Here is a 13,583-nt window from a genome sequence, read left to right as displayed (position 1 = left end):
GAGCGAAGGGAGCGGAGTTATCCCCGCAGTGTGAAGCCAAGACCACAAAAGTATGCAGTGCAAAAAGCCAATAAAAACAATGCCAGTCAGGCTTAACTGACTGGCATTAGCCATCATGGCTCCCCCTTTTTATCTCCACACGGCCATGACACTCAGTTGCAGCAGCGCCCTTTCACCAGATTGCCGATGGCCACCACGGTGAAGACCAGCAGGTAAGCGGCGAAGATGACGACCAGCCACTGGGGCATGGAGTAACCGAGGAACTGCCAGGTGATCTGGGCACAATCCCCTTCCGGCATAAAGAGCCAGGGGAGCCACTGATCGAGCGGAGCCCAGCTCGGGAAGTCGGCAAACGGGCTGCAGACGTTGAACGGGGAGGGGTTAACCTGATAGTCCACATGCTTGAGGGCCAGCTGGAAGCCGCGGAAGGCACTGTAGCCCCACAGCAACATGGCACTCCAGCGAACATACCACTTATCCGGCGCCACCATGCCGAGCAGGCCGGCGGCCAGCACACCCAGGGTCGCCAACCGTTCGTAAACACACATCACGCACGGGGAGAGGCCCAGCACATGCTGGAAGAAGAGGGCGCACAACTCGAGGAACAGGGCTGATGCTGCCAACAGACCCCAGGCCAGCCGATGGGCGGCGATACGGCGGAGAAACTCGATCATCTAATTGATCTCTCAGAAAAAACAGTGGCTGAATTAGAGCAGAGCGGAACCGAAAAGAAAAGGGCCCAGAAAGGGCCCTCGGAAACCATCTCAATGGATTAATGCAGCGCTGGCTGTACCGCTGGCTGCGCACTCTCCATCACCAGCCATCCGTGCTGATAGAACCATTCGGTGGCAGGGCCAAGCAGTAATTCGACAGAGAAAAAGCCGACCAGCCCCAGCACCAATGTGTAGGGTAGCGCCATCCAGACCATGCGGCCATAGGAGAGGCGCAGCAGCGGCGCCAATGCCGAGGTGAGCATAAACAGGAAGGCGGCCTGACCATTGGGGGTGGCGACCGATGGCAGGTTGGTACCTGTGTTGATGGCTACCGCCAGCAGATCGAACTGGGCGCGGTCGATGGCACCATTGAGCAGAGCCGTCTTCACCTCATTGATGTAGACGGTGCCGACAAAGACGTTGTCACTGACCATGGAGAGTAGACCGTTGGCTACATAGAAAAGCGCCAATTGTTGCTCTTGTTCCGCCGAAAGAACCCACTGGATCACCGGCTTGAACAACTGCTGATCGATGATGACGGCGACCACGCTGAAAAACACAGCCAGCAGGGCGGTAAAGGGCAGCGCCTCTTCAAAGGCCTTGCCCAGAGCATGCTCTTCGGTAATACCGGTGAACGAGGTTGCCAGCACGATGACCGAGAGGCCAATCAATCCTACCGCTGCAAGATGCAGAGCCAGGCCGACGATCAACCAGATGGCGATCAGAGCCTGTACCATCAGCTTGGCCTTGTCCTGCTGGGTGCGTTTGGCATTCTCATGCAGGTTGTACTCCTCCATGATGGCGCGCACCGACTCCGGCAATTTGGCACCATAACCGAACCATCCCATCTTCTCGACCAGTACACAGGTAAGCAAACCGCAGATAAAGACGGGGAGCGAGACGGGGGACATACGAATGGCAAACTCGCCAAAGTGCCAGCCAGCCTGCTCGCCGATGATGAGGTTTTGCGGCTCGCCCACCAGGGTGCAGACACCACCCAGCGCGGTACCGATGGCGGCATGCATCATCAGGCTGCGCAGGAAGGCGCGGAACTGCTCGAGAGCCTGATAGTGGTCTTCCTTTACTTCCTGATCATGGGTGTGGTCATGTGCATGTCCAAATCCTTTGCCGGAAGAGACCTTGTGATAGATGGCATAGAAACCGGTGGCAACGCTGATCACCACGGCAATGACCGTCAGAGCATCGAGAAAAGCTGACAGGAAGGCGGAGACCAGACAGAAAGAGAGGGAGAGCAGGATCTTGGAGCGTACGCCGATCAGCAGCTTGGTGAAGACATAGAGCAGCAACTGCTTCATGAAATAGATGCCTGCCACCATGAACACCAGCAGCAGCAGCACTTCGATATTGGCGACCAGCTCGTGCTTGACCTGATCGGCGGAGGTCATGCCGATCAACACGGCTTCGATCGCGAGCAGACCGCCCGGTTGCAGGGGGTAGCACTTGAGGGCCATGGCCAGGGTGAAGATAAATTCAACGACCAGTAACCAGCCCGCAATGAAAGGATCAAGGTGGAAGGCGATCGGATTGATCACCAGAAATAGCAAGATGGCGTTTTTGTACCACTGTGGTGCATTGCCCAAGAAGTTCTTGGCAAATGCCTGCCCTAGGCTTATTGGCATGATAATGGGTCTCAACTTTGTTGTTAGGATCTGCTTCTATGCAGTCAAGGATGATTCGACCTGTGCCTCCGGATGTTGGCCTTTATCTGTCTGATTCCTCGTGATTTTAATCAAAAAGCGTGACGATTATAAATGATAGCCGATGGATCTCTGCCCATCTGTCTGTTTTATAACCACCTTGTCGGGGTTGGCCGGCTCCCCTGCGGCGATTAGATACATATTCCCAACACTATATTTGCCATATGTGAGCAGAGGACTGACCTTATGCTTGCCAGCCATCATCGCTTTGATATCATTCGTCAGCCTTTTTACGCATTACAACAGAGTCAATTCATGGTTATAAAAGCGCAGAGCCCAGCTGGGTTTGCCGAGGAATACATCATCGAGTCCATCTGGAACAATCGCTTTCCTCCCGGATCTATTCTGCCCGCCGAGCGTGAGTTATCCGAGTTGATCGGGGTGACGCGGACGACCTTGCGCGAAGTGCTGCAGCGACTGGCCCGTGATGGCTGGTTGACCATACAGCATGGCAAGCCGACCAAGGTGAACAATTTCTGGGAAACCTCCGGCCTCAATATTCTGGAGACGTTGGCTCGTCTGGATCAGGACAAGGTACCTGATCTGATAGCTCAGCTGCTCTCCGCCCGTACCCATATCTGCACCATCTTTATCCGCGGGGCGATCCGTCACAATCCGGAACAGGCCGCCGAGATCCTGCGTGGCGCCGATGGGGTCGAGAACAACGCACAGGCTTATGCCGAGTTCGATTATCGCCTGCACCACCAGCTGGCATTTGCTTCCGGCAATCCGATCTACGCCCTGATCCTGAACGGTTTCAAAGGGTTGTACAGCCGGGTTGGCAGCTACTACTTCTCCGACAAGCAGGCCCGCGAGACCGCAGACGCCTACTACAAGACCCTGCTCAATCTGGCCGAGACCAAGAACCACGAAGCCGTGTTCATGACGGTGCGTCAGTACGGTATCGAGTCCGGCAAGCTGTGGACCCGTCTGCGTCAGGACATGCCAAGCGATCTGTGCGACAACTGATCCCTTGCCTGTGCTGTCCAAGAAACGCGCCATTCGGCGCGTTTTTTTATTCTGCCGTGTTTGTGTCTATCCTTGATTGGCGGTGGTAATTGCTTGAACTGCATGGATATTTGGCCAAAAAGCTTGATCCAGCGCAAATGAACCCTGCATTTATCACTTTGGTGGCATAGGACCCAACCGCTGATTGAGGTCAAATGGAGGCATCAAGAGCGGAGCCAATATCCGCCAGAAGGAACACACCTTTCACCGGATGAAGGACACAACAATGAGTCTTCTTGAACACACCATCTGGACAGTACTGGGATACGGGGCCATGCCCTTTATCTTTCTGAGCGGATTCGTGGCGGTGGCAGTGACCTGTTGCATGCTGCTGAACGCGTTCGGGGTACAGTCCGCCGAGAAGTGAGTCGCTTCTCCATGCCGCCAAATGCCAGTCTTCGGACTGGCATTTGTTTTTTGTGTCTTTTAAAGCACTTATCCCGGCAGGGAAGGGGAAATCTTTGGTCAGGATGGTCGAACCTGCCGCCGATTTTGATTACACTGGCGCCCGTATTTCCCACTCACCCTTCTCTTATCAGGTGTTCAAGGTTTTCTATGGCTCTCAAGGCAACCGTATTCAAGGCCCAGATCAGTTTGTCTGATATGGATCGCAATCTGTATCAGGACTTCTCCCTCACGCTGGCGCGCCACCCCTCCGAAACCGATGAGCGGATGATGATCCGGCTGGCGGCCTTTGCCTGGCACGCTGCCGAGCGACTGGAATTCACCAAGGGATTGAGCGCCGATGATGAACCCGAGCTCTGGTGCAAGAACTACTCGGACGAAATAGAGCTCTGGATCGAGCTGGGCCAACCCGATGAAAAACGGCTCAAAAAAGCCTGCAACCGCGCCCGTCAGGTGGTGCTCTACCTCTACGGCGGTCGTGGCACCAGCGTCTGGTGGAAGCAGAACCAGGGCAAGCTGAGCCAGCATGACAACCTCAGCATCATCGAACTCTCCGACAGCCAGACTCTGCCGCTCACCGCCATGGTCGAGCGCACCATGCAGCTCACCTGCACTATCTCCGATGGTCAGCTCTGGGTAAGCAATGGCGCACTGGAAGTGACGCTGGATCCGGTGGTGCTGATGGGCAAACCGGCCCGCGAACTGTAACGGACGCCGCCCATGTTCAGCGCCTTGCTCAATATCGTCATTCCGGTGTTCGGTGTGGTCGGGCTCGGCGCCCTCTACGGGCGATTGCGACCGGGGGCCGCGCTCGGTTACGTCAATCGGGCCAATATCGAGCTGTTTACCCCGGCGCTGGTCTTCTCCGCGCTGGTCAAGTATCCGCTGGTGCTGGCGGAGCATCTGCCGCTGATTGCTGCGGGGGCGCTGGTTATTCTGTTACCCGGTCTGCTGCTCGCGCTGCTCAAACTCAAAGGAATTGAGCGGGCAGCGCTGATCTTGCCCGCCATGTTCCGAAATACCGGCAATCTTGGTATCCCCTTGATGGTGCTGGCATTTGGCGAGCAGCAACTGGGGGCCATCGTGATCCTCTTTGTGCTCTCCAATCTGCTGCACTTTTCGGTCGGCATGTTTATCCTCTCGGCCAATACCTCCCGCTGGCTGTGGCTGCGCAGCCCGGTACTGTGGGCCGCGCTGGCAGGTTTGCTGGTGGCCAACCTGCATATCACGTTGCCGGAATATGTGGTGACCACGGCCTCGCTGCTCGGCCAGATCTCGGTGCCCCTGATGCTCTTTGCGCTGGGTATTCGCCTGATGGAGGGAGAGCTCGATCACCTTGGCCTCGCGCTCAAGTGCAACCTGCTCTATCTGCTGGCGGGGGGATTGTCGCTGCTGCTGGCGATCTGGCTGTTGCCCCTCAAGACGGAGTGGATCCCGCTGTTGATGTTGTCGGTTTCCTTGCCCCCTGCGGTCTTGAATTACATGCTCTGCGAGCAGTATCACTGCCAGCCGGACAAGGTGGCCAGTATCGTGCTCGGCGGCAATGCCCTATCTGTGCTGGTGATCCCGCTGGCGGTCTGGCTGGCACTTCATCTGCCTGGCTAAGTCAGATTGCATCGCTGCGGCGGTGCGACTCATTGGTCAATTACTTGATCGAACCGAGTCACAGTCGTTCGCATCTCATCCTTGCAGGGGAAAGTTAGCCTATCAGGATCAGCAAGCTTTTCCATGCCATCTCTGTCCATCATTGCCTCCGCGATATATCTGTCGTCCCCGTATCCGGCCCCTGAGCCCCGGGCCTAACGGCGACAGCTATAGTATGAAAAAGAGCTGACTGACACTGTTTAACCAATGCCAGTAAGGGAAACCGGATGAGCACAAGTGAGCAATCTGAGCCTGTGGGGCAGGCAAAATCGCGCTATGACCCGGTATTGCCTACCGGTTATGACTGGCGCAGACACCGCCGTTTTATCCTCAGTGGCGGTGGTTACAAGGCAGAATGTCGCCGTCGCAACTGGTTTCTGGAGTTGCTCAACCCGGTGCCCTACGTAGTGGTGCGCGACATAGCCATCGGCGGCATCGGCATCCTGGGGGCCATACGGTTGAAAGAGGGGGATGAGCTGGTGATTGCCATTCCCTCTGGCGAGAAGCTGCGCGGTCTGGTCGTGAGATCCCAGCCAGACCCACTCTTTCCCAAACTCTATCGCACCGGTATTCGTCTGCATCGTTATCCGACGGCCGAGCTGTTTGCCCGCTGGCAAAGTTACATTCAGCCACAAGATAAAGCGGATTTCGACCATGAGTGCCAAGTCTTGAAACAGGTACGCGGCGCGTGAACCAAATGTCTTTTCAGAGGTTGTTTTCCCCACATTCAGCATGATCTGTCGATGGACTTTGCGGATCAGCAGGCTTGGCTGGCCCAAGTGATTCATCTCGATGCATGTGTTTTCATCTTTATGTTTTTATTGAATTTTATCTGTGCCTCGGAAGTCGCAGAGGAGGCGAGTGATTTTCCGTTTTTATGCTCTTTCGTAAATTTATTCATGGCGCAAATATTGCTTTGTTCGCCGTTTAGACGAGAGTGGAGAGCGAATAATGATCATTGGTGCAGCCCGATATCAATTAGTGCAGCCAGCGCTGGGGGTGGCCCGGACGAGTGAATATGCCGAAACGCAGCAGAAAAGTATCCAGCTTGCTGACGACAAGGTGACCTTGAATGCAAGTCGGGATGCATTTAATGCGACCTATGAACGTCCTGTGTTGGCTCGCAAGGAGCAGGAGCGAAGCCTGACCCAGATTGCTTGGGATAATCTGGTGGCGCAGCGTATCGGGCTGAGCCGGGAAAAGCTTGATGAGCTGGAGCAGCAGAAAAAAGAGGTTGAGCATAACAGCGAGCTGTCAGATGAAAAGAAGCAGCAGTTATTGGCGGATCTCGACAAGCAGAAGGAGGAGCTCATCAAGGAAGCAATCGAGCGGCGTCAGGCACGTGGAGACGAAGAGCGCCAATCCAATCCAGACTCAGGCTCACCCAGTTAAAAATTGCTATTGGCGGCAACAGGTTGCCGAATGCCAGGCAGCCTTTTGCCGTTTATAACACCCAATTCTCTTCCCCCAGACCAGCCTGCACATAGTGCGAGCTGTAGCGACACGCCATTTCCCTTTTCGTGATCCCCCCCGAAGTAGTTCCCCCTGATATCCCTTAGTATCTGGCCAGCATGACTCCCTTTAGGGGGAGGATAACAAGAACAAAAAGGAATGATGGATGAGATCCGTGAGCAACCAGTGTCTGTTGATGCAGATCCAGCCGACCATCTTGCGCTTTGCCAAGATGCTGGCGAGTGTGCTGCAGCTTGAGGTCGAGATTGTGGATGCCGATATGGTTCGGGTGGCTGGCACCGGGCCCTATGGCAAGTTCTTCGGACGTCAGCTGGAGGGCGACTCCCGCCTGCTGCGCTATGTGATTGATAACCAGCGGGAGAAGATCGTTACCCACACCAGCGATGATCCCGTGTGTGACGGCTGTACCTGCAAGGAGAGCTGTCGTGAGCGCGCCTTCCTCGGGGTGCCCATCATGGTGGACGAGCGCTGTATCGGGGTGATCAGTCTGGTAGCCTTCAGCGACGAGCAGCAGGCGCGCCTCAACAACAATCTGCAAGATGTGTGTGACTATGTGCGCCACATCTCTACCATCTTTGTGGCCAAGTTGCTCGATTCGCGCGGGTTGTCGGACGGGGTCAACAAGGTGTTCCTCAATCTGATGACCAACATGGATCAGGGCTGCCTGCTGCTCGATGAGAAGAGCCAACTGCTCTACGCCAACGAGGCGGCGCTCCATCATCTGGGTTGCCAGCAGGCACAACTGCAGGGGCGCGAAGTGGGGATCCGCCCGCTCACCTTCTCCCAACAGGGGCTGAGCGGTCATCTTCAGCACATCATCACCTTTGAAGGACGTCAGGAGCTGATCATCGGCCAGCTGCACCATGTGCAGGGGCAGCAGCTTTTTCTGATGGCGTTTCATCAGTCCCACTCCGGTCTGGTTCAGGAGCCGGATCCGGATGTGCGGATCGATCAGCTGATCGGCGAGAGCAAGCCGATGCGCACCCTCAAACGACTGCTGCATCGCATCGCCCAGAGTCCCTCCAGCGTGCTGATTTGCGGCGAGAGCGGCACCGGTAAAGAGGTGGTGGCCCGCGCTGTCCATCGCCTGAGTCCCCGTCAGGACAAGCCTTTTATTGCCATCAACTGTGCCGCCATTCCCGAACAACTGCTGGAGAGCGAGCTGTTTGGCTATGTGAAGGGCTCCTTTACCGGTGCTTCCAGCGGTGGCAAGCAGGGCCTGATCCAGGCAGCCCATCAGGGCACCCTGTTCCTTGACGAGATTGGCGACATGCCGCTCACCATGCAGGCCAAGCTGCTGCGGGTGCTGGAGCTGCGGGAGGTGACCCCCATCGGGGCCAGCCGACCGGTGCCGGTGGATATTCGCATCATCGCCGCCACTCACCAGCATCTCGATCAATACATCGCCGAGGGGAAGTTTCGTGAAGATCTCTACTACCGCCTCAACGTCATCCCCCTCAACCTGCCGCCACTGCGGGAGCGGGAAGGGGACGTGGAGCTGCTGACCCACTACTTTCTCAACCTGCACACCAGCCGCATTGGCATCGTCTATCCCGGTCTGGCACCCGAGGTGATGGCGTTGCTCAAGGGGTATCGCTGGCCGGGCAACGTGCGCGAGCTCAGCAACCTCATCGAATATCTGGTCAACGTCAGCCAGGCGGGCGAAGTGATTGACGCCAGTCTGCTGCCCCCCAACATCATCCGCAATCAGGAGCCCCAACGCGTCACCGCCCAGTCGATCCCGGTGACCAATCTGGATGCGTCGTTCAATGTGCCTGCCACAGCGCCGCTCGCCGCCACGCCGGAGAAGCTGCCTGAACCCGTTCCGGGTGAGAGCGGCCTTGAGAGCATGGAAAAACAGATGATAGAAGAGACCCTGCAGCGGCTCGGCAACAAAAAACTGGCCGCACAGGCGCTGGGGATTGGGATTGCCACCCTCTATCGCAAGATAAAGAAGTACGAGATTGCCGTGCAGAGCTGAGGCGCTGGCGGCATCTATCCGGCCCGTGTCGTTTATCGGATGGCACGGGTTTTTTATGGGAACAAGGCTTTGCGCCATTGCCGAACAGTGCTGAACGGATTGGCGGGGAAGGGGGGGCGGACAGAATGCAAAAAGCCCGCTCGACGAGCGGGCTTTTTTAATCTGGTGCGTCCTAGTGGATTCGAACCACCGACCCCCACCATGTCAAGGTGATGCTCTAACCAGCTGAGCTAAGGACGCAGGGTGCGCAATGCGGCTTTTATTTCTTTATGCAGAAGTGGTGGGTTTAATTGGATTCGAACCAACGACCCCTACCATGTCAAGGTAGTGCTCTAACCAACTGAGCTATAAACCCACATCTGGAATATCTGCAAAGTTTTGAAACTGAATGGTGCGTCCTAGTGGATTCGAACCACCGACCCCCACCATGTCAAGGTGATGCTCTAACCAGCTGAGCTAAGGACGCATAATCAGTGTTCTGTAATGGTGCGTCCTAGTGGATTCGAACCACCGACCCCCACCATGTCAAGGTGGTGCTCTAACCAGCTGAGCTAAGGACGCATCACAGAAAAAGTGGTGGGTTTAATTGGATTCGAACCAACGACCCCTACCATGTCAAGGTAGTGCTCTAACCAACTGAGCTATAAACCCACTTTCTATCACTTCACTACGCCAGCGCTGCTGACGTGGTCGGCATACTACCCATGCCCCCCAAGGCTGTCAACAGGCCATATGCACAAAGGAGACTGTTTGCCCAGTTCTTGCGCAGCCTGTTGATTTTGCAGGCGAGTTGTCGCTTGCCAAGCCTTGTTACTGGGCCCGTGACAGGGTAGTACAGGCCTCCGGAGTGGCAAAACGGCCGTAGATGTAGCGCAATCTCGCCCCCAGCATCAGGGCCGCACTGGTGAGGCCGACGATAAAGCCGATCCAGAAACCCTGCGGCCCCATCCGCGGTACCAGCCAGTCGGTCAGACCCAGGATCATGCCGGTGGGCAGCCCCAGCCCCCAGTAGGCGACGATGGTGACGTAGAAGATCGCCTGGGTATCCTTGTAACCGCGTAGTGCGGCGGCGGCGACCACCTGCACCGAGTCGGAGATCTGATAGATGGCGGCGAAGAACAGCAAGATGGCCGCCAGGACGATCACCTGCTGATCATCGGTATAGATGGAGGCGATCTGCTCGCGCAGCAGCACCGTCATGGCGGCAGTGGCAGCAGCGATGGCCATCCCCAGCATCAAGCCGGTGCGAGCCGCCACCCGGGCGTGATGGGGTTGCCCTTCACCGATGCTGTGGCCAACCCGGATGGTGACACCCACCCCGATGGAGAGGGGCAGCATAAAGACCAGGCTGGAGAAGTTGAGCGCAATCTGGTGACTCGCCACCGTCTCGGCACCGAAGGGGGCCAGCATCAGTGCCACCACGGTAAACAGGGTCACCTCGCAGAAGATCGCCATGGCGATGGGGAACCCTAAGCGGAACAAGCGCCAGATCCGGCTGCCGTTGGGGCGAGCCAGCTGGGAGAAGAGGCGGATCTCGGTGAAGTGACGGGAGAGCTTCACATAGAGGATCATCGCCAGCAGCATGGCCCACAGCACGATTGCCGTGGCCACGCCACAACCCACCCCGCCCAGTTTCGGCATGCCGAAGTGGCCGTGAATGAAGATGTAGTTGGCGGGAATATTGACCGCCAGCCCGACAAAGCCGATCACCATGGTGGGCATAGTGTGGGAGAGCCCCTCACTGAAGTTGCGCAGCACCTGGAACATCACGAAGGCGGGCAGACCCCACAGGATGGCGTGCAGATAACCAGTAGTCTTGGCGGCCATCACCGGCTCCACATCCATGAACTGTAACGCCAGCGGGCTGTAATAAAGCGTAATCATCGCCAGCGGGGTGACGATCAGTGCCAGCCAGAAGCCCTGATGAACGGCCGGGCGAATGGCTTCGCGTTTACGGGCACCATTGAGCTGGGAGACGATGGGGGTGAGCGCCATGATGATCCCTTGCACCAGCAGGATCACCGGTAGCCAGAAGCTGGACGCCACCGACACGGCGGCCAGATCGACCGCACTCACCTGACCCGCCATCACGGTATCGACGAAGTTCATGGCGACCTGGGCGACCTGGGCGACCAGTATGGGGCTGGCTAAACGGACGAGCTGCTTCGCCTCGGACCAATAACGTTGCACTGACACCTCCGAGTGGATCAGATAAGAGTAAAAAAGAGCGGAAATCGGGAAGAGCCTTTGCACTTTCGGACGAAAGTGCAAAGGGTGGGGGAGGCATTCTAGCCTGAAATTCAGCCAGGACGAAATAGTTGCCGCCCCGGGGGCAGGATCAAGCGTCTTCGTGATCGCTGATCAGCAGGTTGGCAGCGGCATAGGCAGCCTGTTCGCGCAGTTCGGCGGGTACCCGCTCATCGGCGGCGACCGCGTTGAGGGCTCGGATGGTGGCGGCAATGGCGTTTGGCACATAGCCCTGCTCGCCGGAGCCAATCTGGTTATAGGCGATACGGATCGCTTCACAACATTGATATACCTGCATTTCTTTTTCCTTGTTTACCCGGATGTGAACGGCGTCACTATAGCGATCGGACGCAAGCTTGTCAGCCTGTACCCTTGTCTCACCCTCTGCCCGAGGTTAACCTGCCCTTTTTGCCTTAGCAGGAGACGAGAGATGTTCACTGGCATAGTGCAGGGGACCGCCGAACTGGTGGCCATCGAGGAGCAACCCAACTTCCGTACCCATGTGATCCGCATGCCAAGCCCGGCGTGGGGGGAAGGGCTGGCCCTCGGCGCTTCGGTCGCCCACAATGGCTGTTGCCTGACCGTCACCCGGGTTGAGGGGGATCTGGTCAGTTTCGATCTGATGCAGGAGACCCTGCGTCTCACCAACCTCGGCCTGTTGCAGGTGGGGGACAAGGTCAATGTGGAGCGGGCTGCCCGCTTTGGCGACGAGATCGGCGGTCACGCCATGTCCGGCCATATCATAGGGATGGCGGAAGTGACCTCGGTGATCGACACCCCCAACAACCGTCAGGTGTGGTATCGCCTCGCCCCCGAGCTGATGAAATATGTGCTGACCAAGGGGTATATCGGCATCGACGGCATCAGTCTGACCATAGGTGAGGTGCGCGAGCGGGAGTTCTGCGTCCACCTGATCCCCGAGACCCTGGCCCGCACCAACCTGGGTTGGGTCAAGGCTGGCTGGCAGACCAATATCGAGATCGATCCCCAGACCCAGGCCATCGTCGATACCGTGGAGCGGGTACTGGCGGCGCGCGGGGGTAACTGAAAGGAAACGGCTCGGTGTCAATCCCCTCATAAGCAAGGGCCTGCAGTGTGCAGGCCCTTGTTATTTACATGGTGAAAATATCCACTCAACTTTTTATGGCTCGCAATCACAACATCTGCTCAGCTCTTTGCGACTTGCATGCAAAACAGTTGCTCGGCCTTTTGTGACTCGTAATCAAAACAGTTGCTCGTCGTCTGCATCCACAAACAACTGCAAACAGTCGCGGGCTTCGTCGCGGTGAAGCCGCAGGTGGATCGGATTGCAACAGGCCATGCAATCTTCGTAAAACTCCTGATCACCCTGGCTGGCATCCAGCTCGACCCGGGTATGGTGGCCACAGTGAGGGCAGACGATGCGCTTGCTGGTGTACTCGATCATGATAACCTCCTCGGGCCCTGAGGCCGCCTATCTACCCTGATTCTAGTCGGGCTGCAGGGGGTTAACCGCGAGCAAACGCACGTTTATGACAGAGATCAAGCCTGAGCGATGGCAAGGTGCAACCGGTTGGACTGGTCGTGTGCGATAGGAACAATCTGGTTATGAATGACGGGTGAAAAGAGGGGAATTACCAACGGTTTTGTCTGGCAATCACAGGGGGCTGGAGCCCCCTGCGGGTATGAGAATACGAGCGCAACAAGGCGCCGATAGGCGCTATTTGACCCAGCTGGCCAACATGTCGGCATTCAGCTCGGCCAGCGAGCCGAGCTGGTAGTTGGCGATGGCCAAGCGTGGATCACCCACTAAAGCGGGATCCGGCACGATCAGCGCAGTCATGGAGGCCGCCTTGGCCGCCAGCAGGCCGGTGAAGCTGTCCTCGATGGCCAGACAATGAACCGGCTCTACCCCCAGTTTCTCGGCGGCGTGGATATAGACATCCGGGTGCGGTTTGCCGAAACGCTCGATTTCCGCAGAGTGAACCGCCATAAAGCGATCGCGAATGCCGAGTTTGCCGAGCACAGCTTCTACCATCGCAAAGGGGGAGGAGGTGGCCAGACCCACTTTCAGGCCGCGGGCCTCGATAAGGTCGAGCGCCTCCATCACACCGGCTTTGGCCTGACCTTCGGAGAGGATCAGGGCGTTGACCTGATCCAGAATGCGCTGCACAACCTCTTCCTGAGTCGGGCCGCTCCACGGGCGCAGGCGATACCAGTGGGCGACCAGCTGATCGATGCGCACGCCGATGGTCGACTCACAATCCTCGACGGTGTGGGGGTGACCCAGTTCGGAGAAAACGGCGATTTGGGCCCGTTGCCAAAAGGGTTCCGAGTCGATCAGAACACCATCCATATCGAAGATCACGGCAGCTAACATCTTGTACTCCTGACAAATTTGAAGAGGGGATTATA

Annotated in this window: 14 protein-coding genes and 5 tRNA genes; 8 read left to right on the top strand and 11 right to left on the bottom strand. The window is 57.1% G+C overall.

The genetic code is table 11. From position 1 onward, the window contains the following. Positions 1-152 precede the first annotated feature (152 nt). Complete coding sequence (dsbB, locus tag ACB035_RS16735; RefSeq protein ID WP_139429851.1) at positions 153-674, bottom strand: disulfide bond formation protein DsbB; 522 nt, start codon at positions 672-674, stop codon at positions 153-155. A 98-nt stretch (positions 675-772) separates the two neighbouring features. Then, on the bottom strand, positions 773-2,353 hold the full coding sequence (gene nhaB, locus ACB035_RS16730; protein WP_371167749.1) for a sodium/proton antiporter NhaB: 1,581 nt from the start codon (positions 2,351-2,353) through the stop codon (positions 773-775). Positions 2,354-2,686: 333 nt separating this feature from the next. Here nhaB and fadR point away from each other — a divergent pair, with 333 nt between their 5' ends. From fadR to ACB035_RS16695, 7 genes are all read left to right on the top strand, one after another. Beyond that, entirely contained in the window at positions 2,687-3,400 is a 714-nt protein-coding gene (fadR, locus tag ACB035_RS16725; protein ID WP_026034983.1) for a fatty acid metabolism transcriptional regulator FadR, read from the top strand. 265 nt (positions 3,401-3,665) lie between these two features. Beyond that, positions 3,666-3,806 (top strand): TIGR02808 family protein, encoded by a 141-nt coding sequence (locus ACB035_RS16720; protein WP_005345965.1) that lies wholly within the window; start codon positions 3,666-3,668, stop codon positions 3,804-3,806. Between the two features lie 188 nt (positions 3,807-3,994). Continuing rightward, positions 3,995-4,552 (top strand): YaeQ family protein, encoded by a 558-nt coding sequence (locus ACB035_RS16715; RefSeq protein WP_005336887.1) that lies wholly within the window; start codon positions 3,995-3,997, stop codon positions 4,550-4,552. 12 nt (positions 4,553-4,564) lie between these two features. Further along, complete coding sequence (locus tag ACB035_RS16710) at positions 4,565-5,449, top strand: AEC family transporter (RefSeq protein ID WP_201946795.1); 885 nt, start codon at positions 4,565-4,567, stop codon at positions 5,447-5,449. A gap of 266 nt (positions 5,450-5,715) precedes the next feature. Then, positions 5,716-6,180: a hypothetical protein gene (locus tag ACB035_RS16705; protein ID WP_371167748.1), complete on the top strand. Its 465-nt coding sequence runs from the start codon at positions 5,716-5,718 to the stop codon at positions 6,178-6,180. 259 nt (positions 6,181-6,439) lie between these two features. After that, on the top strand, positions 6,440-6,880 hold the full coding sequence (locus ACB035_RS16700; protein ID WP_371167747.1) for a hypothetical protein: 441 nt from the start codon (positions 6,440-6,442) through the stop codon (positions 6,878-6,880). Between the two features lie 226 nt (positions 6,881-7,106). Then, positions 7,107-8,942 carry a sigma 54-interacting transcriptional regulator gene (locus ACB035_RS16695; protein ID WP_371167746.1) on the top strand — a complete coding sequence of 612 codons (1,836 nt, stop codon included), beginning with the start codon at positions 7,107-7,109 and terminating at the stop codon, positions 8,940-8,942. A gap of 163 nt (positions 8,943-9,105) precedes the next feature. Here ACB035_RS16695 and ACB035_RS16690 read toward each other — a convergent pair. The 7 genes from ACB035_RS16690 to ACB035_RS16660 form a co-directional block, all read right to left on the bottom strand. Then, positions 9,106-9,182: transfer RNA gene (locus ACB035_RS16690), tRNA-Val, on the bottom strand. Between the two features lie 38 nt (positions 9,183-9,220). Beyond that, positions 9,221-9,297: transfer RNA gene (locus ACB035_RS16685), tRNA-Val, on the bottom strand. 34 nt (positions 9,298-9,331) lie between these two features. Then, positions 9,332-9,408, bottom strand: a tRNA-Val gene (locus tag ACB035_RS16680). 18 nt (positions 9,409-9,426) lie between these two features. Beyond that, positions 9,427-9,503 (bottom strand) — tRNA-Val (locus ACB035_RS16675). 13 nt (positions 9,504-9,516) lie between these two features. Then, a tRNA-Val gene (locus ACB035_RS16670) sits at positions 9,517-9,593 on the bottom strand. A 159-nt stretch (positions 9,594-9,752) separates the two neighbouring features. Next, the gene (locus tag ACB035_RS16665) at positions 9,753-11,132 is read right to left on the bottom strand and encodes an MATE family efflux transporter (RefSeq protein WP_371167745.1); all 1,380 of its coding nucleotides are present in this window, start codon (positions 11,130-11,132) and stop codon (positions 9,753-9,755) included. Positions 11,133-11,280: 148 nt separating this feature from the next. Further along, complete coding sequence (locus ACB035_RS16660; RefSeq protein WP_005345813.1) at positions 11,281-11,487, bottom strand: YaeP family protein; 207 nt, start codon at positions 11,485-11,487, stop codon at positions 11,281-11,283. Between the two features lie 132 nt (positions 11,488-11,619). On the opposite strand from ACB035_RS16660, the gene ACB035_RS16655 reads away from it, so the two are divergent. After that, on the top strand, positions 11,620-12,237 hold the full coding sequence (locus ACB035_RS16655) for a riboflavin synthase subunit alpha (protein WP_371167744.1): 618 nt from the start codon (positions 11,620-11,622) through the stop codon (positions 12,235-12,237). Between the two features lie 174 nt (positions 12,238-12,411). Here the strand turns inward: ACB035_RS16655 and ACB035_RS16650 are convergent, their stop codons facing one another. Further along, entirely contained in the window at positions 12,412-12,615 is a 204-nt protein-coding gene (locus tag ACB035_RS16650; RefSeq protein ID WP_005336871.1) for a CPXCG motif-containing cysteine-rich protein, read from the bottom strand. 273 nt (positions 12,616-12,888) lie between these two features. Continuing rightward, positions 12,889-13,548, bottom strand: coding sequence for a hexitol phosphatase HxpB (gene hxpB, locus ACB035_RS16645; RefSeq protein WP_371167743.1), 660 nt, complete (start codon positions 13,546-13,548; stop codon positions 12,889-12,891). Positions 13,549-13,583 lie beyond the last annotated feature (35 nt).

The sequence above is a fragment of the Aeromonas sp. S12(2024) genome (assembly GCF_041402305.1).
Classification (GTDB): Bacteria; Pseudomonadota; Gammaproteobacteria; order Enterobacterales; family Aeromonadaceae; genus Aeromonas; species Aeromonas veronii.
This window is presented reverse-complemented; position numbering and strand designations above follow the sequence as displayed.